The organism is Candidatus Poriferisodalis sp. (assembly GCF_965208485.1).
Classification (GTDB): Bacteria; Actinomycetota; Acidimicrobiia; order Acidimicrobiales; family Poriferisodalaceae; genus Poriferisodalis.
In genome coordinates this window covers 4,191,607-4,216,769 of sequence record NZ_OZ242344.1, presented here as the reverse complement: position 1 = coordinate 4,216,769, position 25,163 = coordinate 4,191,607, and the positions used below count along the sequence as shown (strand labels likewise).

General features: G+C 68.9%; 18 protein-coding genes. 12 read left to right on the top strand and 6 right to left on the bottom strand.

Annotation, left to right across the window (positions count from 1 at the left end; translation table 11 throughout):
- Positions 1 to 114: 114 nt before the first annotated feature.
- The gene (locus tag ACOGXQ_RS19325; protein WP_419945229.1) at positions 115 to 897 is read right to left on the bottom strand and encodes a YebC/PmpR family DNA-binding transcriptional regulator; all 783 of its coding nucleotides are present in this window, start codon (positions 895 to 897) and stop codon (positions 115 to 117) included.
- Between the two features lie 142 nt (positions 898 to 1,039).
- Here ACOGXQ_RS19325 and ACOGXQ_RS19320 point away from each other — a divergent pair, with 142 nt between their 5' ends.
- From ACOGXQ_RS19320 to ACOGXQ_RS19295, 6 genes are all read left to right on the top strand, one after another.
- Positions 1,040 to 1,378, top strand: a complete 339-nt coding sequence (locus ACOGXQ_RS19320) for a hypothetical protein (protein WP_419945228.1) — start codon at positions 1,040 to 1,042, stop codon at positions 1,376 to 1,378.
- Positions 1,379 to 1,529: 151 nt separating this feature from the next.
- Entirely contained in the window at positions 1,530 to 1,760 is a 231-nt protein-coding gene (locus ACOGXQ_RS19315) for a hypothetical protein (protein WP_419945227.1), read from the top strand.
- A gap of 210 nt (positions 1,761 to 1,970) precedes the next feature.
- Positions 1,971 to 2,798, top strand: a complete 828-nt coding sequence (gene modA / locus ACOGXQ_RS19310; RefSeq protein ID WP_419945226.1) for a molybdate ABC transporter substrate-binding protein — start codon at positions 1,971 to 1,973, stop codon at positions 2,796 to 2,798.
- Positions 2,795 to 3,637, top strand: coding sequence for an ABC transporter permease (locus ACOGXQ_RS19305; RefSeq protein ID WP_419945225.1), 843 nt, complete (start codon positions 2,795 to 2,797; stop codon positions 3,635 to 3,637). Before modA ends, ACOGXQ_RS19305 begins: the two co-directional genes overlap by 4 nt.
- Positions 3,634 to 4,812: a sulfate/molybdate ABC transporter ATP-binding protein gene (locus ACOGXQ_RS19300; RefSeq protein WP_419945224.1), complete on the top strand. Its 1,179-nt coding sequence runs from the start codon at positions 3,634 to 3,636 to the stop codon at positions 4,810 to 4,812. The genes ACOGXQ_RS19305 and ACOGXQ_RS19300 overlap by 4 nt, the downstream gene beginning before the upstream one ends.
- 144 nt (positions 4,813 to 4,956) lie before the next feature.
- On the top strand, positions 4,957 to 5,640 hold the full coding sequence (locus ACOGXQ_RS19295; RefSeq protein WP_419945223.1) for a hypothetical protein: 684 nt from the start codon (positions 4,957 to 4,959) through the stop codon (positions 5,638 to 5,640).
- 55 nt (positions 5,641 to 5,695) lie between these two features.
- Here the strand turns inward: ACOGXQ_RS19295 and ACOGXQ_RS19290 are convergent, their stop codons facing one another.
- Complete coding sequence (locus ACOGXQ_RS19290; protein ID WP_419945222.1) at positions 5,696 to 7,951, bottom strand: N,N-dimethylformamidase beta subunit family domain-containing protein; 2,256 nt, start codon at positions 7,949 to 7,951, stop codon at positions 5,696 to 5,698.
- A gap of 37 nt (positions 7,952 to 7,988) precedes the next feature.
- Positions 7,989 to 8,396 (bottom strand): rhodanese-like domain-containing protein, encoded by a 408-nt coding sequence (locus ACOGXQ_RS19285; protein ID WP_419945221.1) that lies wholly within the window; start codon positions 8,394 to 8,396, stop codon positions 7,989 to 7,991.
- A 167-nt stretch (positions 8,397 to 8,563) separates the two neighbouring features.
- Between ACOGXQ_RS19285 and ACOGXQ_RS19280 the strand changes: the two genes are divergently transcribed.
- The gene (locus ACOGXQ_RS19280; protein ID WP_419945220.1) at positions 8,564 to 11,005 is read left to right on the top strand and encodes a hydantoinase/oxoprolinase N-terminal domain-containing protein; all 2,442 of its coding nucleotides are present in this window, start codon (positions 8,564 to 8,566) and stop codon (positions 11,003 to 11,005) included.
- On the opposite strand, the gene ACOGXQ_RS19275 is transcribed toward ACOGXQ_RS19280, so the two are convergent.
- Positions 10,994 to 12,541 (bottom strand): amidase, encoded by a 1,548-nt coding sequence (locus ACOGXQ_RS19275; RefSeq protein ID WP_419945219.1) that lies wholly within the window; start codon positions 12,539 to 12,541, stop codon positions 10,994 to 10,996. The genes ACOGXQ_RS19280 and ACOGXQ_RS19275 overlap by 12 nt on opposite strands.
- Positions 12,542 to 12,718: 177 nt before the next feature.
- Between ACOGXQ_RS19275 and ACOGXQ_RS19270 the strand changes: the two genes are divergently transcribed.
- From ACOGXQ_RS19270 to ACOGXQ_RS19250, 5 genes are all read left to right on the top strand, one after another.
- Positions 12,719 to 14,341: a flavin-containing monooxygenase gene (locus tag ACOGXQ_RS19270; RefSeq protein WP_419945218.1), complete on the top strand. Its 1,623-nt coding sequence runs from the start codon at positions 12,719 to 12,721 to the stop codon at positions 14,339 to 14,341.
- Between the two features lie 35 nt (positions 14,342 to 14,376).
- Positions 14,377 to 15,528 carry an acyl-CoA dehydrogenase family protein gene (locus ACOGXQ_RS19265; protein WP_419945217.1) on the top strand — a complete coding sequence of 384 codons (1,152 nt, stop codon included), beginning with the start codon at positions 14,377 to 14,379 and terminating at the stop codon, positions 15,526 to 15,528.
- Positions 15,525 to 16,646: an acyl-CoA dehydrogenase family protein gene (locus tag ACOGXQ_RS19260; protein ID WP_419945216.1), complete on the top strand. Its 1,122-nt coding sequence runs from the start codon at positions 15,525 to 15,527 to the stop codon at positions 16,644 to 16,646. The genes ACOGXQ_RS19265 and ACOGXQ_RS19260 overlap by 4 nt, the downstream gene beginning before the upstream one ends.
- Positions 16,647 to 16,963: 317 nt before the next feature.
- Complete coding sequence (locus ACOGXQ_RS19255) at positions 16,964 to 17,308, top strand: hypothetical protein (RefSeq protein ID WP_419945215.1); 345 nt, start codon at positions 16,964 to 16,966, stop codon at positions 17,306 to 17,308.
- A gap of 111 nt (positions 17,309 to 17,419) precedes the next feature.
- On the top strand, positions 17,420 to 20,815 hold the full coding sequence (locus ACOGXQ_RS19250) for a Calx-beta domain-containing protein (RefSeq protein WP_419945214.1): 3,396 nt from the start codon (positions 17,420 to 17,422) through the stop codon (positions 20,813 to 20,815).
- A gap of 154 nt (positions 20,816 to 20,969) precedes the next feature.
- Here ACOGXQ_RS19250 and ACOGXQ_RS19245 read toward each other — a convergent pair whose 3' ends face one another.
- A complete protein-coding gene (locus tag ACOGXQ_RS19245) occupies positions 20,970 to 24,440 on the bottom strand; it encodes a fibronectin type III domain-containing protein (RefSeq protein WP_419945213.1) in 3,471 nt (1,156 codons plus the stop codon).
- Positions 24,441 to 24,949: 509 nt separating this feature from the next.
- Positions 24,950 to 25,156: a hypothetical protein gene (locus tag ACOGXQ_RS19240; protein ID WP_419945212.1), complete on the bottom strand. Its 207-nt coding sequence runs from the start codon at positions 25,154 to 25,156 to the stop codon at positions 24,950 to 24,952.
- Positions 25,157 to 25,163 lie beyond the last annotated feature (7 nt).

The following is a 25,163-nucleotide window of genomic DNA, read 5'->3' as shown; positions in this document are numbered from 1 at the left end:
GTCGCACACGGGCCGCGGGACCCTGCCCAGTTCGCCGGGCGCCCCGAGGGTCGTGCTCTGCGTGTCGCCGCCGTCGACATCCCGATGCCGTTGCCGCCGCCGGGGCGATGGCCGCTAGCCGGTGATCGCATCCAGCAGCGAGTCGCTGATGTCGAAGTTGGCATATACGCCCTGCACATCGTCGTGATCGTCAAGCGCATCGAGCACTGCCATCACCTGCTTGGCCTCCGACACGCTGGTCAGTTCGATGAGGTTCCGCGGAGCGTAGATCAGGTCCGCGGATGTCACTGCGATGCCCGCTGCAGTGATGGCCTCGCGCACCGCCATCGTGTCGGCAACGGCGGCGGTGACTCGCCAGGTGTCGCCCTCTTGGGTGATGTCCTCCGCGCCGGCGTCGAGAGCAGCAAGCATCAGCTCATCCTCGTCGAGGGTCTCGCCGGTCTCGCCGTCGAGATCAGGACTCGCCGTCGGCACCACGACGACTCCCTTACGCTCGAACTGCCACGCCACGGCGCCCGGCGAGGCCAGCGAGCCGCCAGCACGGGTGAACAGGCTGCGGATCTCCGCGCCGGTGCGGTTGCGGTTGTCGGTGAGCGCATCCACGAACATCGCGACGCCGCCAGGTGCATAGCCCTCGTAGGCGACCTGCTCGTACGACACGCCCTCCAGTTCGCCGGTGCCGCGCTTGATCGCCCGCTCGATGGTGTCGAGCGGCACCGAGTTGTCGCGGGCCTTCTGATACATAGTCCGCAGCGTGGCGTTGGCGTCGAGGTCGCCACCGCCCTCACGTGCCGCGACCTCGACTTGGCGGATCAGCTTGGCGAACAGCTTCCCGCGCGCCTTGTCGGCTGCGCCCTTGCGATGCTTGATGGTCGCCCACTTTGAATGACCGGACACAAACACCTCCTCGCCGGACCGTCGTCCAGTCTGCCCGGTGTGCCTGCCAAAGCGTCTGGTGCAGCAGCCGCCGGCGATTCGCGAAGCGCACATGCAGGTTCTCCGACTTCGAAGAATGGCGGCGTCATGCGCTCGTCTCCACATGAGGCCCGAATTCGGTGTGCCGCATAGCCATCCGCATAAGTCCCCTTGGCAGGTTCAGCGCATCCGCATCGCCACAGTGCTGGCCCGACGGCCCCGGGTGCTGTTCTTCGACGAAGCCACCAGCTTTCTCGACTCGATGAGCCAAGCCCATGTCATGAACTCCGTCGCCGAGCTGGCGCTGACTCGCATCGTCATCGCCCACCGCCTGTCCACCATCCGCGGAGCGGACAAGATCCATGTGCTGTGGGGGGGGCGGCTCGTCCAAACCGGGACCTACGACGAGCTCACCGAGGTCAGCGGGCCGTTCCTGGATCTCGTCCAGCGCCAGATCGTCTGACCCCGGTTCGCGACGCTCGTCGTGTTGGCGACCTCAGCTCGCCGCCCCTTGGCTGAGCGCGCTTCGCCGCGCTGCTGAGGCATGGCATACTGGCGCTCAGCAACTGAGCCCCCAGGAGTCCTTCAGCATCTCGAGACCAGAAAAGAGCGCCATGTCGACCGCAACAGAGACCGCCACGAAAGCACGCATCAACGCAATCCGAGACGACGACGAAAGCCTGCGCCAACTGTCCGACGAAGAACTCGACCAGGTCGCCGGCGGCCAGACCTATAGAGTCACGCTCCACTGTGGCTGCGTCTACAACGTCACAACCGACGCCTACGAAACAGCCGTGGTATTGGCCGAATGGGCGCATTCGGTCGACGACAGCTGCCCCAACTGATCCCGCTGATCCCGGCTCGGCGCACCAGTGCATGATCGGGCGTGAGATCGAGTGGGCGGTCTCGGAACTCTTGGCTGACACGCGACCTGAGTGAGCAGACTCGGCTAGGGCAGGATCGGCGTGGCATCCATGTAGCCGGGCTCGAGGAATTCGCCTCCCGGCGTGGCGCGGGCCTGCGCGTCCGCCGACGACAGGCACACTGACCGTGTTATGGGGGGCTTCGCGATCCGCAGGCGCCAGGCCGCTGCCCGTATCGGTGCCGTGCTGGCGGTGGCGAGCGTGGCGAGCGTGGCGATTCTGCACCTCGTGTCGGGTTGCACCACAGGTGACAGCGACGCGGCAGGGCAGCAGGACGGCGAGGTACTCACAGGCAGCCTGCGCATCCTGGTTGCGGCATCGCTGCTGCCGGCCGCTGAGACGCTCGCTGCCGAATTCGAGCAGCTCCATCCCGGCGTGGAGGTGCTCATTTCGGGGGCCGGCAGCTCTGCGTTACGCGAGCAAGTCCTGGCCGGGGCGCCGGCCGATGTCTTTGTGCCGGCCGATCCCGTCCATCTCGAAACGATCCGCGATGACGTCGGGCTCATGGACGATCCGATCGTCGTCGCCCGGAACTCTCTCGTGCTCGCGGTCCCGTCGGGCAACGACGCCGGGGTTGTCTCGCTTGCCGACCTGTCCCGTCCCGAACTGCTGATCGGGCTCTGTGCCGCAGAAGTGCCATGCGGGGCGCACGCACGCTCGGGCCTCTCCCGGGCGGGGATCGAACCGGCGCCAGACACCGACGAACCCAACGTGCGCGCCTTGGTCACCAAGCTGGCCGCCGGCGAGCTCGACGCCGCGGTGGTGTACGCCAGCGATGCCGGCATCGAGGCTGGTATCGAGCGCCTGGGCTGGACAGCCGGCGCAGCACCCGAGACGACCTACGAGGCCGCCGTGCTCGCCGATGCACCCAACCCAGGGGCCGCGGCGGCTTTCGTGGAGTTCTTGCTGTCAGCGACGGCCTGGGACGCTTTCGAGGACCACGGGTTTCGGGCACCATGACGGGCACGACGTCTCTGAGTGCATCCGAATCGGGCGAACAACCGGTCCGCCGCGCGGCGCGGGAGCTGCCGCCGTGGCCCGTCGCGCTGCTTGCAGCCGTCGGCGTCGTGCTGTTCGCCCTTCCGCTCGTCGGGCTCGCCGCGCGCGCCCCGTGGTCGGGCCTGTGGACGCATCTGTCGAGCCGCTTCGTGGTCGACGCCGCCGTGCTTTCGGTGGCGTCGTCGGTCGCGGCAGCCGCGTTCGCCGCAGTCGTCGGCGTGCCGCTCGCGTGGGTGCTGGCACGAGTGCCGTTCCGGGGACGCTCGGCGGTGCGTGCGCTCGTGACGCTGCCCATGGTGCTGCCGCCGGTCGTGGGCGGCGCGGCGCTGCTGTTCGCACTCGGACGGCGAGGTGTCGTCGGCGGACCGCTGCACGACGCCACGGGGCTGCTGCTGCCGTACTCGATCTGGGGCGTCATCTTGGCGAACGCCTTCGTTGCCACGCCGCTGGTGATTCTCACGGTCGAAGGCGCACTGCGGAGCCTGGATCGGCGATACGAGGCAGCAGCGGCCACGCTCGGGGCATCGCGGCTGCGCACGCTGTGGAAGGTGACACTGCCGATGATCGGGCCGGCGCTCGGCGTGGCGACTGTGGTGGCCTGGGCTCGTGCCCTGGGAGAGTTCGGCGCCACGGTGACGTTCGCAGGCAATCTCGGCGGGCGGACCCAGACGCTGCCGCTCGCCGTGTTCGTGGCATTGGAGTCGGACCGGGATGCTGCCGTCGCCATCAGCCTCGTGCTCGTCGCGCTGTCCCTCGGTTTGTTGATCGCCCTGCGGGATCGCTGGTGGCCGAGCCGATGAGTGCTGATCTCCTCGTGACGCGCGTCGGCGGGCTGGAGGCCGACATACGGCTGGTTCGGGGCGACTTCGAGCTGGATGTGTCGTTGCAGGTAGCCGCAGGCGAGACCGCAGCACTGCTCGGACCCAACGGAGCGGGCAAGTCCACGATCGTCGCGGCCATCGCCGGGCTGCTGCCGCTGGGCGGCGGCACGGTCCGGCTTGCCGGCAGGGTCCTCGACGATCCTGATGCCGACATCTTCATTGCGCCTGAACACCGTCGCATCGGCGTGATGTTCCAGGACCAGGTCCTGTTCCGGCATCTCAGCGCGCTCGACAACGTTGCCTTCGGCTTGACCGCTCGAGGCATGCGCCGATCCGAGGCTCACGAGCATGCACAGGCCTGGCTCGATGCGATGGACCTCGGCGATCTCGGTCACCGGCGGCCCCGAGCGCTGTCGGGCGGTCAGCGCCAGCGGGTGGCCCTCGCCCGGGCGCTCGCCTGCGGTCCCGATCTGCTGCTTGCCGACGAACCGCTCGGATCGCTGGACGTGACCGCTCGCAACCGGCTGCGGCGCAATCTGGCGGCCCACCTCAGCAGCGGTCGCAACGGCGGCGGCACCACTGCGCCGGCACCGCCGCGCGGCACCGGCGACGTGCCCCGCCTGTTGATCACGCACGACCCGACCGACGCGTTCGTGCTGGCCGATCGTGTGCACATCCTCGAGGACGGGCGACTCACCCAGTCGGGAACACCCGACGAACTGCGACGAGCGCCGGCTACCGCCTATGCCGCCGATCTGTCGGGCATCAACCTGGTGCGCGGCACCGCACGCGACGGCGAGATCACGGTGACGACTACCGACGCAGCGCCGCAGCCCGCCGCCCGCCGCCCGACTGTGGTTCTGCACGCTGCCGACACGTCGATGTTCGGGGCGGTCGTGGCCACGATTCACCCGCGGTCCATCGCACTGCACCGCGAGCGGCCCAGCGGCAGCCCTCGCAACGTGTGGCGCACGACGGCCGACGCTGTCGAGCCGCTGGGCGACATCACCCGTGTACTCCTCGGCGCTCCCCTGCCGCTCACCGCGGACATCACGCCAGGGGCGGCGCACGAACTCCTGATCCGGCCCGGCACCACATTGTGGGCGTCGGTCAAAGCCACCGAGGTCGAGCTAGCCCCCGACAGCCGCGACTAGCCCGATCGGTAGACGGTGCTCCCTGCTCAGCCGTTAACGCCGCTCGCTCACGCCGAAGCAATCTAGGCGCCCGGCCGGTGAAGCCGTCCACATTCGCCGATACGCTCCCGCAGCGATGAGCGCGAGTGTCAGCGGAACCGGGTCATGAGCGAGTACAAGCGCGGCACCCGGGTAGTAGTGACCGAGGACCTTCCCGGCGTCCCCGAAGGCACTCCCGGCAAGTGCGGCCGGGGTATCGGTTTCGCCATCAAGCGCTACCGCGTCCGGTTCGACAACGGCGTCGAAGCCATCTCGGTCGCGCACGGCAAGCTGGTGCCACAGGCCGAATGGCCCCAGTTTCTCACCAAGCGGGCTCGCGCCGAAATCGCAGCGGCAACCGAACGCGCTCGCATCGCCGAGGCCCGTGCCGCCGCTGCGGAGTCACGCGGGCTGCCCGCAGCGAGCGCTGAGACACCGGCCGCCGATGCCAGCCCCGAACCGGCACCGACCCCCGGCGCCGCGGAGGAATCCGGTGGCGATCCTCGCTTGGCGGCGATGCTGGCGCGCTCGAAGTCCGCTCGCGACGCGACCGGCGTTCCTGCACCCGAGAGCACTGGGCCGACCGCGACGGAGACAGATCCTGCCGGACCGGATCCGGCGCCTGCCGCTGAGGCCGCACCAGCTCCGGCTGCGGCGCCGACGATGCCTCCCGCACGCACAGAAGCTCCGTCTGGACCCGAGCGGGTGGAACTCCCCGAATTCGTGCCCGGCCCCGAGGTCGACCCGGCCTACACACCCGCAGCGAACCGGGTCAGCGAGCTGATGTCCCGCGTGCAGGACGACGAGTGAGCCGCTGACGCAGTCCGCTGACGCAGTACAGGCTCAGCTCCGCGACAGTACAGGCTCAGCTCCGCGGCAGCGGCGGCGACCCAAACGGTTCGGGGTCAGCGAAGCGTCGCAACACGTTGGCCGTGATGCGTGCGATGTCGTTGTCATAGCCATCGCGCGCCAAGGCACCGAACCACGAGATCGAGCCGACCGAGAACACCGCGCCGCCGCCGGGCGTCTCGTAGAAGACTATGTCGGCACGCACCATCGGGTCGGGCGTGGGGAAGTACACCGAGCCTTCGAACTCTTCCTTGGTGCGCAGCATGTCGGGCCCGAACGTGGTGGCCGAGGCCAGCACGACGGCATGGGCCGGTGAGCCCAAGCCCACGTCGTAGCGATCGACCTCCTGCCCGGCCGCGCCGCCGCCCAGCCCGGAGGTGCCGATGTGCTCACCGGGCACCCCGTCGAGGATCCACGCCGCCCGCGAGCTGTCCGCTCCGGGATCCCGGACGAAGTACGTGGCCTTCTCAAAGCCCTGCGCGGCAAATCCGATGCCGCAGATCTCGTTGGGGGCACGGCCCTGCCGGCGCCACAGCCCCCCGTACTCGCCGCCCCACGCGTGGTAGCTCTCCCCCGGCCCCGTCTGCCAGTTCCGCACGCCGTCCTCTGCGCGGCGCAGCTCGATGGCCCCCGGCCAGTCGTCGCTGAACGCCACCCGCCAGTAGAAGCCGTTCCCGCCCAGGTACATGAGCCGGCCGCCGTTGCGTTGCCAGTCGGCCAGCACGTCCAGCATCGCTGTGGACCAGTACTCGGGGTGGCTGCCGGTCACCAGCACCCGGTAGGGCGCGACGGCAGCCAGGCCGTCGGCATGCAGGTCCTCGTCGGTCACGATGTCGTGGCCGACCTCGAGGTGCTCGAGGAAGGCGTTGATGTCGGTGTCGGGCGTGAAGTTCCAGCCGTCCGCGCCGGGGCGCAGGTTCAGCACGGGCCGACGGCGTGAGCTGAACATGACGCCGCTGCCATCGGGGTGCTTCTCGTAGTGGCTGAGGCCGAGCTCGGGGTGATCCCGGACATAGGCGTGCTCCGGCCGCAGCTTGGTGCGCGTGGACATGAAGTCGGCGCCGTCGATCAGCATCCGGTGGTTCGCGTAGGCCATGTACGTGGCGGTCGGCATCAGCAGCGCCACATCGACGGTGCGCGCGCCCGCAGCGGGGCGGACGAAGAACGGCACGCGGTCCTCGCCGACGTCGCTGCGCACCCGAAAGGCGTAGATCCCGCTCGGCAGGTCCTCCGGCAACGTCGCCTCGACGGTGGTCTCCCAGCCTGCGTCGTACAGGTCGTCGTGGTGGAAGTGGATGGCGTCGTAGTGCGCTGGATTGCCGGACCATCGGTGCGCTGACCCGTCCCATGCAGGCCCCGTGATCCCACGGGTCGGCAGCTGGTGCAGCACGAGCGGTCCGGCGGCTTCCTCGCCGGCCGTCACCGTGCGACCAGCCATGTCGGCGCTGAGATCCCAGCGGGCGGTGGTGTCGCCCCACCTCAGCATCGGCCTCGCGATGCGGCCGTCGAATCGTTCGCCGCGAGGACCGGCACCCAGCCACAGCTCAGCTGACGCGACCCCCGCGGCTGGCACCGTCGATCCCAAGGTCGTCACCTCTCGCACGCCGTGATCGGCTTGCGTGGCCCAACCCGAAGACAGGTCTCTTGCAGACGTGTCGCTGAGCCGGTCTCCTTCGACGGCGTCGCGACCAGGCGAATCCGAGCGTGGCGTCACCAGCACGGCGCTCAGCGTCCCCGCCTCAACGTCGAGATCGGCTGCGATCAGATACCACCGGCTGCGGGTGAGCGGCACCTCGTCGATGACGACGCGAGTCTCCGGCCCGGCTGCCGAGCTCACCGCGACCGCCCGACCGTCGTCGAGTTCGAGCCGCAGGACTTCGGTGCTTGCCGATCCCTGAGGTGCCTCTGCGGACCGAGCCGTCAGCGTCGCGATGCACGCCGACCGATCAGGCAGTGTCGGCATCACCCATGCCTGCAAGCTCACACGTCTTCCGTCCACTAGGCCGTCGAGGGACGCGACGCCGTACGAGCCGGGCGTGAGCGGCTGTTCGTCGAGCTCGACTGACCAGCTGTCGACTGCGAGAGCGGGGCGTTCGTCGAAGCCTGGTCCGTAGCGGGTGGGGTCGCCGCAGACGAGCCGCGTGACGTCGACCTCTGCCCGGCCGGGCCTGTGGCTCGACGCCATCAGGCGCACGGTCTCACCGGCGCGCAGCGACCACGGCTCGCAATAGCCGGTGACCTGCTTGGCCTCGGGCGCGTCAGTGTCCGTCACCGCTGTGACCTCAACTGGGCAGGCAATCCCGCGGTGATCAGCGCTGCGACCGGAAGGTGTCGTAGTCGGTGACTGCGAACCCGTCAGCTCGCCAGCCGGCGAAGCCGGTCTCGATATGGCTGACCTTGGCCACTCCCATGTCCTGCAGCGTGTCAGCAGACAGGGCGGACCGGCCACCAGCCGCACAGCTCAAGATGAGCTCTCGGCCTTCTTGGAACTCCGCCTTGGTGTACGGCGACTCGGGCGACACCCAGAACTCGAGCATGCCGCGGGGCGCGTGCGTCGAGCCCACGATGGCGCCGTCGCGCTGGAGCTCCCGGACATCGCGGATGTCGACGATCAAGGCGTTCTCCTCGATGACGCGCCGGTGCGCCTCCGTCGGCGAGATGTTGTCGATGCGGGTCTTGGCCTCCGCAACCATCTCGTTCACTGACTTGACACCCATGGGTTCCTCCCTGCGCCACTGCCTTCGTTGGTGGACGGGCGGTTGCCATGGCACCGGGGACAGTGCGGCTGACCGCCGTGCCCGCAGTCTCACCGACGCGAGCGATCGAGTCCACTCGACCCGCAGGTCGCTGCACCCGCAGGCTTCTCGCTGGCACACTTTCTGCAGTGACGACACCGCTCGGGCCGGCGCCAGGCCGCTTCTGTTTGGGCATCGACACCGGCGGCACGTTCACCGACGCCGTCGTGTACGCATTCGACGCCGATGGGGCTGCCGACCGCGTCGTGGCGGCTGCCAAGACCCCGACCAGGCACGACGACCTCTACAGCTGTGTGGTCGAGGCGATGACGCGCGTGCTCGCGGGAGGCGACGGTTCAGCCGATCCAGCCGATCCGGCAGACGACGGCCCGAGTGCAGCCGACATCGGGCTGGTGGCGGTCTCGACGACGCTGGCGACGAACGCGCTCGTGGAGGGCGCGGGGCGTCCCGCCGGCTTGGTCGCCATCGGATTCGAACCCGAACAGCTGGGGCGCGTCGGTCTGGGAGTGGGCAGCGCCCGGCGAGGCGGCATGCGGGCGGACTCCCCGTCCGGTGAGCGGGGCAGCGGCCCAGAGCAGGAGCGCCTGGGCGGGAATCTGGGGTCTGCACCGGTGGTGCTGGTGGACGGCGGCCACACCGCCCAAGGTGACATGCGTGCCCCCTTGGACCTGGACGAACTGCATCGGGCCACCGAACGCATCGACGGATCTGTCGATGCGTACGCGGTGGCGGCTCAGTTCAGCGTCCGCAACAACTCGCACGAGCTGGCGGCGCGTGACGCCATACGCCGGCTCACCGGCAAGCCGGTGACGTGCAGCCATGAGCTGTCGCCACGGCTTGGGGGCCCGCGTCGCGCGGTGACGACGCTGCTCAACGCCCAGCTCATCTCGGTCACGGCGCGGTTCGCCGAGGCGATCCGGGCAGCCATGGCATCGCTCGGACTCAGCGCCCCGCTCATGGTCGCACGCGGCGACGGCTCTCTCGTCGGGGCTGACTTCGTGACGTTGCGTCCCATCGAAACGGTGCTCTCCGGACCCGCGGCGAGCGTGATCGGCGCCCGCCACCTCGCGATGTCGGCACCGGAGGGCGGACTCGACATCGACGCGGCCTGTCTCATCGCCGACATCGGCGGCACGACGACGGACATCGCTGCGATCCGCGACGGCGTCGCGGCGGCGGGGTTTTCCGGCGAAGACGACACGGCCGTCGTGGCCGGTCACGCCACGATGGTGACGGCGCTTCCCACGACGACCGTCGGGCTGGGTGGAGACAGTGAGATCTGGATCCCCGCCGATGGCGCCAGCGGCGAGCTGGCCATCGGGCCGCGCCGGGTCATCCCGCTGTGCGTCGCCGCTCGGCGGCATCCCGATGTCGTGCTGGGAATGCTGCAGCAGCAGCTTTCCGCTGACACCCCGCTGACCGAATTCGGACAGGTCCTGCTCGACGCGAGACCCGGGGGGACCGACGACGGCGCCGGCGGCAGTGAGGGAGCGGACGGCATCGATGGCGAGGTCCTGCGGCTGGTGCGGGCGGCGGGCGGGGCGCTCCAGCTGGCGGACCTGAAGCGATCGGCCCGCTGGCGTGGTGCGCTGGGACGGCTCGAACGCGGCGGCGCGCTGCGGCGCGCGGCGCTGACGCCGACCGATGCCTGCGTCGTGCTCGGCTTGGTCGATGCGGAAGCGGTGGGCGATGCAGAGGCGGCGCGGCTGGGCAGTGAGCTGTTCAGCCGCCAGCGCGACCGCTACGGCGTCGACATCGGCACGGGGGCCGTCGAGTTGTCGCGCCGGGTGCTGCAGGTGGTGCTGCGCGATGCCGCAGAGGCGCTGCTGGGCGTGGCGCTCAGTTCTGACGGCATTGTCCCCACCGAGATTCGGCGGCCGCTCACCCAGGCAGCTCTCGACCGCCGGCAGCGCACCCTCGGCCGTCCCGCCGCGGCCCTGTCCCCTGGCGCTGCGTCTGGCGGCGCGGCGACGGATGGCACAGCGTCCGATGGCACAGCGTCCGACGACCTGCCGCCCGATGACGCAGCGCGCAGCGGCGCAAGCCCGCTCTGGGGCCTGCTTGACGGCGGCACGTCCGCAGGTGTGCCCGTGGCCGGCGATGTCGTACCGGAACAGTCCGATCCGGCGCCACTCGCTCGCATCGACGCCGGCGCGGCCGTCCCGATCGTCGTCATCGGCGCGCCCGCCGTGACCTATGCGCCCCTGATCGCAGATCTGCTGGGCACGGTCTCAGTAGTCCCCCCTCACGCCGAGGTCGCGAATGCCGTGGGCGCAGCGGTGGCACGCATACGGATCACCAAGCACGTCACCGTGACGGCTCCCCGCCGCGGCAGTTACCGGGCGCATTGGGGCGAGGATCCGCCGATCTGGCACAGCCTGTCCGAAGCCCGGGAGTGGGCAACAGCGCAGGCAGTCGAAGCTGCGAGAGCCGAGGCGACCGAGGCGGGCGCGCTCGATCCCGAGATCACCGTCGACTTCCTGACCCGCACTGCCCCGAGCAATGGCCGCGAGCTCTTCGTCGAGGCGACACTGCGGGTCACCGCCGCCGGCCGGCCCTCACTGACCTGAGTTTGCGGCGGCTCCCTGCTGCGACGGCGCGGCTGAGTGGACCATCCGTCCTTCGGTCCTGCATCTGGTCTCCACGTTCTCCAGCCAGTGCACATCAGGCACGGGCCGCGCCATGGTCGGGTCGTCGGCGAAAGCGGCCTCCAACGCCGCGGCGATGCCCAGCAGCCGGCGGTCGCTGTAGCCAGGGCCGACGATCTGCAGGCCGAACGGGGTGCCCTGGCCATCGAGACCGCACGGCAACGCGGTCACCGGATGGCCCACCACCGTGAGCGCCGCCGACAGGCCGAGCCATGCCATGTAGTTGCGCACTGGCTGCCCGTCGATCTCGGCGGGATAGAGCTGGTGCCAGTCGAACGGCGGCACGCTCACTCCCGGGCAGATCACGACGTCGAACGTGTCGAACAGCGCGTCGGTCGCCCGGTACAGCTCGACTTGGCGGCGTCGCGCCTTCGCGATGTCCAGCACCGTCGTCCGCAGCGCCTCGTCGTAGGTGGCGCGGATATTGGGGTTGAAGCCGCCGTCGGGCCCAGCGGCATCGGGATCGAACCGGTGAATGCTGCGGTGATAGTTGGTGGCAAAGATGTCCGAGCGGAGCTGCCAGTCCACGTCGAGCGCATCGCTGAGATCGATGTCGGCTTCTTCGACCGAAGCGACGATGCCGGCCAGTCGTTCGACACGGTCGGCGAACGCAGTCTTGACAGCTCCGGAGACCGGCAAGCCGCCGAGGTCGGCACTGACGCCGACCTTCAGCGATGAGGCGTCGACGCCGTGCAGATCGGCGAACGCGGCTGCGTCGAGCGGGAATGCCATGGGATCACGGCGGGCAGCGCGATCGCGGCCGGCGACCACCGACAGCAGCAGCGCCGCGTCGGCGACTGTGCGGGCCATCGGTCCCTGCACGCTGTAGTTGGTCCGCCCGATCGTGCGTTCGTCGTGCGCGACGGTGCCGGGCGTGGACCGGTGGGCGACGACCCCGCAGTACGAGGCCGGGATGCGCAGACTGCCGCCGTGATCCGACCCCGTTGCGAGCGGCGCCATCCCGCAGGCCAACGCCACCGCCGAGCCGCCGGAGCTGCCTCCGCAGGTCAGCGAGGGATCGAAGGGATTGCCGGTGGCGCCGAAGAGGCGATTCACCGTGTTGGCGCCGATGCTCAGCTCTGGCGTGTTCGTCTTGCCGATGATGACGGCGCCGGCTGCTCGCACCCTCGCCACGATCCCGTCGTCGGCGACCGGCACGTTGTCGGTGAATGGCACGGCGCCGTAGGTGGTGGTCAGTCCGGCCGTGGCTTGGATGTCCTTGATCGCCACCGGTAGTCCTGCCAGCGGTCCCAGCGGCTCGCCTTGGGCACGTGCACCGTCGATCTGCCGGGCTGCTGCGCGTGCCGCATCGTCGTCGCGGGTGACGAGCGCGTTCACCGCGCCGTCCGTGGCGTCGGCGCGTGCCAAGCACGACTCCAGCAGCTCTGTCGCTGACAGCTCGCTGGCCTCCAGCAGCGCCCGCGCCCGGCTCGCAGATAGGTCGCAGGGCTCGCCCATTCCCGGAGCGTGCCACATCGCCGCGCCCTGAGGCCGAGCGGCCCGTGAGCCCCCCGTGAACCCCATCGCATGAGGACTGCGGGCGAGAGCGGGCAACAGCAAGCTGCGCAGCGGGAACACGCATCCATCTGCGCATTCTCCGGCTCCGCCTCGGGCGCATCGGTAGTCTCTGCGACGATGAGCAGCCCTGACGGAGCGAGCTTGAACGGCGGGCCGAGCGTCCATGACGTGGTCGTGGTCGGCGCCGGTTTCGCCGGCATGTACATGCTGCACAGGCTGCGCGGACTCGGTTTCGACGTGGCGGTGGTCGAGCGGGCCGATGACGTCGGCGGCACATGGTACTGGAACCGCTATCCGGGCGCCCGCTGCGATGTCGAGTCGATGCAGTACTCCTACTCGTTCGACCCCGAACTCGAGCAGGAATGGGAGTGGACCGAGCGCTACTCCGGCCAGCCCGAGATCCTCCGCTACGCCAACCATGTCGCCGACCGCTACGGCCTGCGCCGCGACATCCGCTTCAAGACGACGGTCACCGGGGTCGGCTGGGACGACGCCGGCAGCCAGTGGCAGCTGCAGACCGACCGCGGCGAGTTTCGGGCGCGCTTTGTGGTCATGGCAACCGGCTGCCTGTCGACGGCCAATGTCCCCCACTTCGACGGCATCGAGACCTTCGAGGGGCCGACGTACCACACGGGTCGATGGCCGCACGAAGGCGTCGATTTCTCCGGGCTGTCGGTGGGTGTGATCGGCACAGGCTCGTCGGCTATCCAGGCGATCCCCGTCATCGCCGATGAGTGCCGCGAGCTGACGATCTTCCAGCGCACGCCGAACTACTCGGTGCCAGCCCGCAACGAGCCATTGGCTGCGGCCGAACAGGCCGACTGGAAGGCCAACTACCGCGAGCGGCGGGCCAAGATGGCAACCCAGCAAGCGGCGATGGTGCAGCGGCTGCCCGATAGCGAAGATCTCGCGAAGGAAGCAAGCGCCGCCGAGTTCGACGAGCGCATGGCTGAGCGGTGGGAGGTGGGCGGCTTCACCTTCTACCGGGCGTACGGGGACATCGGCCTCGACGCTGAATCGAACGGCCGCATCGCGGAGTTCGTCCGCGGCAAGATCGCCGAGATCGTCGACGATCCCGAGACCGCAGCCAAGCTCACCCCGCACAACACGATTGCCTGCAAGCGCCCGTGCCTCGACACGAGCTACTACGAGACGTTCAACCTGCCGCACGTGCACTTGGTGGACGTGTCCGAAACGCCGATCGATCGAATCTCGGCAGCGGGCGTCGTGGTCGACGGCGAGGAGTACCCGGTGGACGCGATCGTGTTCGCCACCGGCTTCGACGCCATGACCGGAACCCTGCTGCGGATGAACATCACCGGGCGTGACGGCGCTCGACTGGCCGATCATTGGGACGCCGGACCGCGCACCTACCTTGGACTGGGTGTGACCGGCTTCCCGAACATGTTCACCGTGTCGGGTCCCGGCAGCCCGTCCGTGCTGACCAACATGATGCCGTCGATCGAGCAGCATGTCGACTGGATCGCTCGGTGCTTGGCGGATCTCCGCTCCCGGGGTTCCACCATGATCGAGCCCGAAGCCGATGCCGAGGCCTACTGGGTCGACTACGTCAATGCCGTGGCCGATCTGACGCTGTTCCCCACCTGCAACTCGTGGTACCTGGGGGCGAACATTCCGGGCAAGACCCGGGTCTTCATGCCGCTGCCGGGCTTCCCGCCCTACGTTGAGATCTGCGAGAACGTAGCGTCGGACAACTACCGCGGCTTTGCCCTGGCCTGATCGACCCAGATCCCGAACCGTCCCAAAGGTTGCAGATGAGATTCACGCCGACCGAGTTGACCGGTCCCGAACTTGACCTCCAGGCAGAGGTGCGCGAGTTCCTGGCCGCCGAGCTGCCGCCCGGCAGTCATGAGCCGTGCCTGGGCATGGCGGCGGACCACGACCGGGAGTTCTCCGCGAAGATGGCCGCCCGGGGCTGGGTGGGCATGGCGCTGCCGTCCCGCTGGGGCGGTTCGGATCGCACCGCGGTGCAGCGCTTCATCGTGGTCGAGGAGATGCTGCGCTGGGGAGCACCCGTGGGGCATCACTGGGTGGCCGACCGCCAGACCGGCAACGTGATTCTGAAGTTCGGCACCGACGAGCAGCGTGAGCGGTTCCTGCCGCCGATCTGCCGGGGCGAGCTGGGCTTCTCGATCGGCATGAGCGAGCCTGACAGCGGCTCGGATCTGGCCTCGGTGTCGACCCGTGCCGAGCATTCTGGGGATGGCTGGGTGGTGAACGGCACCAAGATCTGGACGTCGAACGCGCACATGAACGACTGGTTCATCTGCCTGCTGCGCACGGCGCCCATGGAAGACGGCAACAAGCACGCAGGGCTGTCGCAGTTCCTGATCGACCTGCGCTCGCCGGGCCTCGAGATCAGCCCCATCCCTTTCTTGGACGGGAGCCACCATTTCAACGAGGTGACCTTTCACGACGTGTTCGTGCCCGACGCCAACGTCGTGGGCCAGCCGGGCATGGGCTGGCACCAGAACACCACCGAGATGGCCTATGAGCGCGGCGGTCCGGACCGGTGGCTCTCGCCGTTCTCGACGGTGGAGCAGTTGCTGCGCGAGGCCGCCGGCACGCAGATGGAAGGTGCTGTGTCGGACCTGTTCGGCGAGCTGGCGGCTCGCTGGTGGGGCATCCGGAACCTGTCGCTGTCGGTGGCCCGGCTGATCGACGAGGGCGAGGCCCCGTCGGTGGAGTCGGCGCTGGTGAAGGAGATGGGCACCCGCTACGAGCTGGAGGTCGTCGAGAAGCTGGTGCAGCTCATCGACGAGGAATACTCACCCGAATCCGAGTCGCTGTTCGAGCGGCTGCTGGCGCAGTGCGTGGTGACCTTCCCGGGCAACACGATCCGGGGCGGCACCATCGAGATCCTGCGCTCGGTGGCCTCGAAGGGATTGCAGGGGCTGCCGGCATGACGGTGCGAGCGACTCCCGAGCCTGTGGTGGTCGACGAGCTGATCACCGACACGGCCGACCGATTGTTCGGCGAGCTGTGCACGCACGAGGCCGTGCAGGCCGCCGAAGAAGCCGGCGGTGCGCCCGAGATCTGGGAAGCGTTCCGCGAGACTGGCTTCGACTTGATCGCCGTTCCAGAGGAGGCGGGCGGATCGGGCGGCTCGCTGGCCGAGGCCATCGAAGTGCTGCGGCTGGTCGGCTACCACTCAGCCCCGATCCCGGCTGCTGAGAACGGCGTCCTCGGCGGGTGGTTGCTGGCTGTGGCTGGCTTGGAGCGACCCGATGGACTGGTCACGGTCGTCCCTCCTCGGGCGGCCGAAGGCGGCTGGTCTGGCGGCGGAGCGTGCTCAATGGAGATCGCCAGCGACGGCACCACGACGCTGACCGGCGAGGCGCATCGGGTGCCGTGGGCGCGCAGCGCCGAGGTGATCGTGTGTGTCTGCGAGTGTGATGGGCAGACGACCGTCGCTTCGGTGCCGGCAGCGGAGTGCGAGATCGCGCACCTCCCCAACATGGCGGGCGAGCCCCGCGACACGGTGCGCTTCGATGGCGCGACCGGTGTTGCGGCCCCCGCTCCCGACGGCGTGGACGCCGGCGCCTTGGCGCAGCGTGGCGCGCTGTCGCGGGTTGCGCTGATGGCGGGCGCCATCGAGAAAATGTGCCAACTCACCGTCAGCTACACCAACGAGCGGGTGCAGTTCGGCCGTCCGGTGGCCCGCTTTCAGGCCGTGCAGCAGCACTTGGTGTGGGCCGCGCAGGATGCGGCGCTTGCACGCATGGCCGCCGAGATCGCTGCCCGGGAAGCCACCCGGGGCGATGCTCCCTTCGAGATCGCCGCAGCCAAGCTCATCGCCAATCAAGCAGCCGCCCGCGCCACCAAAGCGTGCCATCAGGCACACGGCGCCATGGGCATGACCCAGGAGTACCCGCTGCACCACTTCAGCCGTCGCCTGTGGAGCTGGCGCAAGGAGTACGGCTCCGACGCCCACTGGACCGGGGTGCTGGGCGACATGGCCACCGGCGCCGGCGCCGATGGCCTCTACCCCCTCATCACCTCGGGCACCGCTGCCCTACAGTGAAGTGGTGACAGACGCCGACAGGGAGATGGCTGTGTCGCTGCGAGATTCCGAGATCATCTTCGAAGTCAGCGAGGACGAAGTCGATAGTGGATACTCCGCTAGGAGACTGCTGAGCAATTGCCGAAATCGCCGATTCACGGACACAAAGCCACAGGTCAGAGCATTGCAGGCTTGCCCGAATCCGAATAAATCAGCGGTCTCCTAGTTGACACGCATGTAATGACCATGGACCTTGTTGACGTTTGTGGTCCGGGGATGGGTTGAGCCTCCGTGGCAGTGTGGGGTCTGTAGTGATCCCGACTGCGAACGGAGGCTCAGTGAACGACGGTAGTGCAGGTACGGCTCGGCGGGGTGCGCCGCGGCCGCCCGGGAGGCTGTCCGCGGAGACGAAGCGGGAGTTCTGTTTGCAGGTCGCGAGCGGGGCGGTCACCCAGGTCGATGCTGCCCGCGGGTGGGGGGTGGTCGTGTCGTCGGTGATCGCGATCCGTCGCACGGCCAAGGGCGCTGCTTTGGCTGCTTTGTCCCCCAAGCCGGGGCGGTCTGCTGGGGAGCGGGACTGGGAGCTCGAAGAGGCCCAGGCGGAGATCGGCCGGCTCGCCGAGGCGGTCAAGGCCCAGGCGATCGAGTTGGCGGTCGTGCGGGGAGAATCCGGCTGGGACTGAGCGGGCCGGTCCCGGCGAGAGTCCCCGCCGAGGTCAAAGAACTGGTCCTCTTAATATGGGGTGATGAGATTAATATGGGGTGATGAGGTTTCGGCTTTCGGGTGTGGGGTGATGAGGTTTCGGCTTTCGGGTGTGGGGTGTTGTGTTGCGGTGTTGGTGCTGGCGGTGGGTGTGGCGCCGTCGGTGGGCGCGCAGTCTGGCGGGGAGTCTGGGTCGGGTGGTGTGGTGTTGGTGGTGGTGAATGGTTCGTCGTTGGCTGATGTGGGTGTGGCGGCTGGGCTGGTGGGTGGCGGTGTGGGTGATGTGGTGGTGGCGGCGGAGTCGGCTGGGGGTCTGGGCGAGGCGGCTGGGGGTGTGGTTCGGGATGCGGGTGTGGTGTCGGGTGTGGTGCTGGTGGGCGGTGAGGCTGCGTTGGGCGGTGGTGTGGCTGCGGAGTTGGAGTCGTTGGCGCCCGGTGTTGTGGTGGAGCGTGTGAGCGGCGCGGATCGGGTGGCGACGGCGGCTGCTGCGGCGCGTCGGGTGCTGGCGGGCCGTTCGGGCGGGGCCGCTGCGGGGGTGGTGTTGGCGGATGGGTGGTCGTTGGCTGATGTGGGTGTGGCGGCTGCGGTGGCGGCTGCGGGCGGCGCGGATGTGGTGCTGTATTCGGGTTCGGGTTCGCTGCCGGACCAGACGCGGCAGGTGCTCGCTGGTGAGGCGGTCGGCGGGATCGTGGTGGTGGGCGGCGCGGCGGCGGTGCCTGACTCGGTTGTCGCTGCGGCGGCCGGGGCGGCCGGCGGCGTCGGGACAGAGCGTGTGGGCGGCAAGGACCGGGTGGCGACAGCCGCGCTGGCGGCCCGCCGGTGGGCGTCCGGCTGCGCGGAGGCCGCGGTGATCGCGAACGGCTGGTCGCAGGCCGACGTCGGCACGGCAGCGGCGCTGGCGGCGGCGCTGGGCGACAGCGTGGTGCTCTACACGGCGAGCGCGGACGGGCTGGGCAGCGACACGCGCTCGGCGCTGGGACGCGTCCGCCCGCAGCTCGCGGTCGTGGTCGGCGACACCGACACGATCAGCGACGACATCTCCGGCGAGCTCGCCGAGCTCGGCTACCCCGCCGCACGCGTCACCGACGCTGCTGCTGCTGCCCGCTACGCACTCGACAACGACCTCCGCAACTGCCGCACCACCACCGCACCCCGCAGCCCCACCGGCACAGAAACCCCCAACGACAACACCAACCCAGACAACACCCCCGACACCGACAACCCGGACACCAACAGCCCACCAGACAGCACCCCACCGGACAGCAGCGGCACCGGGGACACTGCTTCTCTTCATGAGGTGTGCTCGAGGCTGTTTGCCTGGCTCAGCCCGAACCAGGCCCGCGTCACCCGAGTCCGCGTCACCGAGGGAGGCCCGGCGGCGACAATCACGGCGACCCTGTCCGAGGCACTCCAGACGCCGGTCACACTCCGGCTGAGCGCGAGCCGCGGCGACGGCGTGAGCGACGACGACTACACGCTGGCGCCCTCGACGCTCACATTCGCGGCAGGCCAGACCCAGGCGTCGTTCACCGTGGCCGCGAACGACGACAGCCGATTCGAGCACGACGAGACGCTCACCCTCAGCCTCCTCGGCCCGTCGATCCCGTCGTGCTCCCGGCTGTCGTGGTCGGCGACGGCGTTGGTGACGCTGGTGGACACCGACGCTCCCGACGTGGCTGCCAGCTTCGCCGAAGGGAGGTACCGGGTCACCGAGGGCGGCGCGCCGGTGACGATCACCGTGGAGCTGTACGAGTTGCCCCAGCGGCAGGTGTCGGTGCCGCTGAGGATCGCTTTGAGCGGCGAGGGCCGCCAGTACTCGCTGTCGCGCACGACGTTGGTGTTCGCTGCGGACCAGACCAGCGCGACGTTCACCGTGACCGTTCCCGACGACAGCCTCAACAACGACGGCCACCGGCTGACCCTGAGCTTCGGCGATCTGCCGCCGGGGTTCCGTGCGGCAGTCCAGACCACCGCGACGGTGGAGATCGTCGACGACGACATCGAAGTGAGACTGGAAAGGGCGCGCCGGTACGCGGACGAGTGCTTTGCGCAGAGTTATCAGGCGCAGTGCCGGGCGAGGGTGCTCGCGAACGACTACGCGTACGAGGGCGGCGACCCCGTGCAGGTCCGTGTCCGCCTCGACAGCCCGCCCACAGCGCCGGTCACGATTCCGCTGACATCCGAACTGCGGGGCGGCGCCGTCGCCGACGACGTCAGCTACTCCGTCGAGGACCTCAGCTTCAGCTTCGGCGTGGGCGAGACCGCCAAGACCTTCACGGTGACCGCCGTCGACGACACCGAGCACAACGACGGCGAGCATGTGGTCTTCGGCTTGGGAGACCTGCCCGACGGCTTCGTCAGCACCACCGCCACGTCGGTCACGATCCACCTCATCAACGATGACGGAGCGTTCTCGCGCCAGGCCGGCAAGGACGTCTCTCCGGTGCTTCCGCGAGACCAGGGCGGCGTGACCGATCTGTGGTCCGATGGGACCACGGTCTGGGTGCAGGTGAACTCCAATTGGGTCTACGAGCTCGACTTGGACACCGGTGCCTGCCTCAACGTCGATTCAGACTCCGGCGCCTGCCTCAGCACATTCGCTTATCAAGAATTGCTGGATCGAAATGTGAACATCAAGGGGTTCTGGTCTGACGGTGAGACCATGTGGCTGGCCGACGACCTCGGCACTGCGGCCAAAGTCGTCGCCATCGACTTCGACACCGGCAACACGGTGCCCGACAGGAACTTCGCCCTCGTCCGGTCTGTGGCGGAATACCCGCCCGATCCCGAGTCGGTGTGGTCTGACGGCGACCTCATGTGGGTGCTCGACCAAGCATTCCGGCGCGTGCATGCCTACGACTTCGACAGCGGCGACCACATGAGCTCCCGCACCATCAATCTCGAATCAGAGTTCTCGCGCAACTTTGACGCTCAGGGCATCTGGTCCGACGGGATCACCATGTGGGTCTCGCACCGCCGCGCCGACACGCTCTACGCGTACGACCTCGCCACCGGTGTCCGCCGCGGCCATCTGGACTTCGGCAGTCTCGGGAAAACGGGCAAAGCCTGGCCGGCGGGCATCTGGTCCGACGGGCGCACCATGTGGGTGGCCGACACCGTCTCCGGCAAGTTCTATGCCTACAACATGCCGGTCTCGGCGGCGCTGAAATCGCTGTCGATCTCCGACGTGGAGTTCGGGGTGTTCCAGACGGGCATCTTCTCCTATGAGGGCACCGCAGCGGCGGGCACGACGTCTGTGACGGTGACCGCAGCAGCGGCATTCCCCGACGACGCGACGGTGACGGTCGCGTGGGAGGCCGCCGACGCCACGACCGGCACGGGGGCCTCGGCGACGCTGTCTGCGGGCGACAACACCATCACGGTCACCTCGGTCTATGACGCTGACGGCGACGCGGACACCGACAACGCGGATGTGCGCGTCTACACGGTGACCGTCACGGTTCCCCCCGCAGCCGACAACAGCTGATCGGGCGCCTTCGGTGCCGTCAATCGAGTTCTTCGAAGAGCCAACCCTTGTGAAGGGGCTTGCATACAATAGTTGACGACACGGCTGTGACCTGCGGAAACGCTTTTCACATCCATCAACGTTCTTGCTGGTCGCACCGTTGCAGGAAACTATTCTACATAAGCCCCTTGGTGAAGGTGACGGTGTATTCGGTGCGGGGGTTCGATCGGGTGTAGTCGGCTCGCTGGGTGTTGCTCAGCCCGGCGAGGGTGCAGCGGGTGGTGCTGTCGGTGTTGTGGGTGTACAGCGGGCCGGCCTCGACGCTGATGTAGTGGATGCCCTCGAAGGTGAACTGCTCGCGCAGCCCGCCGTGGTCGTAGTAGGGGTCCCAGGCGGCGGTGATGCGCGTCGCGTTCGACCACTCGCTCTCGCCGCGGACCCACGGAACCCCCACGTCGACGATCGTGGGGGACTGGTACATGCGCACCCGCAGACAGCCCGCCGACGCGGTCTGGGTGACCGTCGCGGTGTTGTAGTCGTGCATGCTCATCCACGCCCGGAACCAGTCGCTGTCACCGTCACGGTCCACCGTCGCCGACACCGCCGCCTCTCCGGCGTCGGCGCTCACGAACCCCGGCGTGAACAGATGCCGGCGCAGCCGCCAGCGCCACCCGTCGGTGCCGGGCAGGTCCTCGCCCGGGGCCTCCCCCACGGGATCCTCGGCCTCGCCCCACGCATACAGCGTGTAACGCGACCCCAAATACGCGCTCGGCGGCTGGTTGAGCGAGCCGTCATGGGCAGACAGATGGAGCGCCTCGTTCTCGAAATTGGCCGCCGTGCGCACATAGTCCGAAGCGGCCTGGGTGAACCAATGCTCCCAGGAGCCGCTGGTGCGGGAAAAGCCCCCCGCAACCCCGAAGTCATGAAGGCTTATCATCCCCTCCGAAGCGACGTCGAAGTCGACGTTAATGTTGGAGATAAACGGCCTGACGTCGTTGAGCAGCGACCCGCCGATGTCGTGCATCCTGAGCGTGAACTGGTTGCGGCGGCCCGCCTCGAGCCCCTCCACCCGCACCAGCTGCGCGCCCGCGCCGGTCGTGAGCGCGCCGAGCGTGAAGCTGTCGTGCAAGAACCCCTCCACGCTCGACCCCACCGCCACCGTCGCCGCGTCCGCAGCGACTTGAGTGCCCAGAGAATGAACGGTGGTGCTGCGCAGGTCGGTGACCGCCACCGTATAGGTGGACAGCACCACATACGCCTCCCGGAGCCCGCACCTGTGGCAGCGATCCACCAGCGCACCAGCCGGCGCCGACGCCGGATCCGACACCACATCGCTGTAGAACGCCCACACCCCACCCGACAGATGCGGCAGCTCCACCCCCACGAAATAATCCCCATCCGACGGCGGCGAGAAATACGCCCTGCGGCGAGCAAGCTCCCCGACGCTGTGCAACTGGTAATCGTTGCTCGCGCCCGACCCGGCAAGCTGAGCGCCGTCGCTGTCATAGATCGCCACGATCGCCGCCCGCCGGGCGCTGCCGCCCCGCACATCGACCACATACACCCGGCCCGCCTCCAAACCCGTCATCTTGAACCAGTCCACATCACGCGACCGATGAAACGCACCCCCAACCGAACCACCCGCAGCCACCACACTGCGCGACGCCTCATTACCAGGCTCGTCGAACTGCTCCCCGTACACCGCCAACGCAACCCGGCTATTTGAGGTCGACAGGTTCCAGGCGTCCCCGATCCCGCGAGTCAGGATGTAATCCCATATGGAGAAGCCGGGACCGTCCTGGTTGTCCGAGAGGACCGCAAACGCCGCCGGCCTTCTGGTCGCCCCCGAAAGGGTCGCCTCGGCCGCGCCGCTCTCCAGATGTTCCAGAACCAGCCAGTAGGTGTCGCCCTGCTCGAGGACGGCGCCTTCGGGCGCGCTGAACCGGTAGGTGCGGAAGTCGGTGTCGGCGTCGGTGAGATAGTCCGCCGGCGGGGTCAGCTCCCACAGCACCTCACCGGGAAAATGGCCCTGGGAGGCGTGAATCGTCACACGGCCCCGGTTCCGTATGCTTGACTGCCGCCGCCTCATCTGCAGCTCGACCGCCTCGAGCCGCCAGCTGCCCGAGGAAGGGTCCAACTGGAACGCCTGCGCCGTCCCATCCACAGCCCCTCCGAGAAGCTGGCTAGTGGCACTTGCGGTGCCGTACGCGAAGTTGGTGACCAGCGGGGTCTCTGCGTTCTGGGGGGCGGCGATGAGCGGCTCGGGGTCGACGAACTCGACCAGCACCGGCTCGATCAGCACCGGCTCGGCGCGTGCTTGGGGCAGCGCGGGCGTGGCAGCGCTGAGGGCGCCAGAGGCGGGCCCGGTTCCGGTGCCGTTGTAGGCCTGCACGGCGTAGTGCAGCGTCTGGCCCGGCGGCGTGGTCGTGTCGGTGTAAGTGGTCACCTCAGCGGCGAGGCCGTCCGCGATCACCGCCAGCTCGTCAGGCCGTGGGCCGCGCCACACCCGATAGCCCTCCACGGGGCCGCCCTCGGCAGGCGCGGCCCACCACAGCGTCACCGCCCCGAACGGGCCCAGCGCAGTGCCCGTCAGCCGCGGCGCGCCCGGCAGCGGCACCGTGTCGGCGATCTCGACGGTGGCCAGACCGGTGAGCGGGCCGCTGCGCTCGGTGCGCGCGAACGGCCCCGAGCCGGTGACGCCGTAGCGGGCGCGCATCTGCACTTTGTAGGTGACGCCCACAGGCAGGTTCCGCAGCGTGAACGACGTCACATCGCCCGCCGGGTACAGGTTCCCGCGGGTCTCGCCGTCGCCCAGCCGCCGATAGGTCAGCCACCCCAGATCCTCCTGCGCCCACATCACCCGATAATCATCCGGCACCGGATCCGGCGTCGACCACGAAATCGTCAACTCCCCCGGCGCACCGCTCGACACCACAAACCCGCCGATCTCGCCCCAGCCCAGCCCAGACCCCTCAGACCCCTCCTGCGCCTGCTCGGACCCCTGCTCCTGCTGGCCGGACTCCTGCTCCTGCTCGGACTGCTGGGCCTGCTGATCCTCGGCCTCCTGCTGCTGGGACTGCTGGGCCTCGCCCTGCTGGGCCTCCTCATCCTGCTGCGGGTCAGACTTCTGCTGGGCCTGCTGCTGCTCTTGATCGTCCTGCTCCTGCTGCTGGGCCTCCTGCTGACCCTGGACCTCCTGCTCGGCCTGGTCGTCCTGCTGGGGCTGCTCAGACTGATCGTCCTGGTAGGGGTCTTGCTGGTGCTGTGAGGCGACCGGCGCGGCGGCGACGGTAACAGTGAGCTCGTCGCTCCACGGCGACGCGGCCACCTTGCCCTCAGCGGTGCGGAACCGCGCCCGCACCATCACCTTGTAACCGGCGCCCTCATCAAGACCAGACAGCGTCACCGACGTCGCGTCACCACCCGGCCACGCATTGCCCCGACCGGCCTCATCGGGCTGTCGCCACGACAGATACTCCAAATCGTCGCGCGCCCACCGCACCCGATACTCGAACGGCGCCAGCTCAGGCGCCTCCCACCAAACCCTCAGCTCACCCGCAGCATCACTCGCAACCGCCACCCCAACCAGCTCCGGCACCGACTCGCTGGCACCCACCGGCACCGCCACCGACGCGCACAACGCCAACACCGCAAACGCCGCACCCCAACGCCGCACGCTTCTCCGGGGGGGGGGGGGGGCAACCCGCCGCCACGCCGCACACCCACCACACGCCCCACACCACAAGCCCCACCGAACCGCACAGAACCGCTCACCGCACCAGCCTCCACAAAACAGCCGACAACACAACCGACACAACACCGGCCTGCCGACATCCCTGCCGGCAACAAGCCGACACCATACAACACATCCAAACCAACACAGACAAACCGAGCCGCAAGTGCGTGTCTGGCAGGCGGCGGGCAACGGGTGGCGTGGGGCGCGGGCTGTCCGCTTTGGGCGGCTTCGCGGACCGTGTCGGGCTGACGGACGCGCTGTCGGCCGCGGCGCCCCAAAGCGGGGAGCGCGCCCCGATGCACGACCGCGGCGTGATGCTGACCCATGGGCTGTTGACGGCCGCTTGGGGCGGTGAGGCGTGCAGCGACATCGAGCATCTGAGGGCGCAGCACGAGCCGTTCGGCGAAGTTGCGTCGGACTCAGCGCTGTATCGGGTGCTCACCGGGCTCGGCGCGGACGGCGCGGCGGTGTTGCTTGACGCGGCTGGGCGGGTGCGCGAGCAGGCGTGGGCGGGCGGGGACCGCAGCGGCCCGCTGGCGGCCGACATCGACTCCGCGCTGGCGGAGGTCCGCGTCGCCGTTCGAATGGCGCTTGAGTCTCGTGGCGGACTTCGATGTCGCAGACACTTGAGCC

What these genes read in the sequence shown, in the direction of transcription:
- modA (WP_419945226.1), top strand. Translation starts at nt 1,971, where the DNA reads ATGGGGGGCTTCGCGATCCGCAGGCGCCAGGCCGCTGCCCGTATCGGT.
- ACOGXQ_RS19260 (WP_419945216.1), top strand. Translation starts at nt 15,525, where the DNA reads ATGACGGTGCGAGCGACTCCCGAGCCTGTGGTGGTCGACGAGCTGATC.
- ACOGXQ_RS19295 (WP_419945223.1), top strand. Translation starts at nt 4,957, where the DNA reads ATGAGCGAGTACAAGCGCGGCACCCGGGTAGTAGTGACCGAGGACCTT.
- ACOGXQ_RS19300 (WP_419945224.1), top strand. Translation starts at nt 3,634, where the DNA reads ATGAGTGCTGATCTCCTCGTGACGCGCGTCGGCGGGCTGGAGGCCGAC.
- ACOGXQ_RS19275 (WP_419945219.1), bottom strand. Translation starts at nt 12,541, where the DNA reads ATGGGCGAGCCCTGCGACCTATCTGCGAGCCGGGCGCGGGCGCTGCTG.
- ACOGXQ_RS19270 (WP_419945218.1), top strand. Translation starts at nt 12,719, where the DNA reads ATGAGCAGCCCTGACGGAGCGAGCTTGAACGGCGGGCCGAGCGTCCAT.
- ACOGXQ_RS19285 (WP_419945221.1), bottom strand. Translation starts at nt 8,396, where the DNA reads ATGGGTGTCAAGTCAGTGAACGAGATGGTTGCGGAGGCCAAGACCCGC.
- ACOGXQ_RS19250 (WP_419945214.1), top strand. Translation starts at nt 17,420, where the DNA reads ATGAGGTTTCGGCTTTCGGGTGTGGGGTGTTGTGTTGCGGTGTTGGTG.
- ACOGXQ_RS19320 (WP_419945228.1), top strand. Translation starts at nt 1,040, where the DNA reads ATGAGGCCCGAATTCGGTGTGCCGCATAGCCATCCGCATAAGTCCCCT.
- ACOGXQ_RS19305 (WP_419945225.1), top strand. Translation starts at nt 2,795, where the DNA reads ATGACGGGCACGACGTCTCTGAGTGCATCCGAATCGGGCGAACAACCG.
- ACOGXQ_RS19265 (WP_419945217.1), top strand. Translation starts at nt 14,377, where the DNA reads ATGAGATTCACGCCGACCGAGTTGACCGGTCCCGAACTTGACCTCCAG.
- ACOGXQ_RS19315 (WP_419945227.1), top strand. Translation starts at nt 1,530, where the DNA reads ATGTCGACCGCAACAGAGACCGCCACGAAAGCACGCATCAACGCAATC.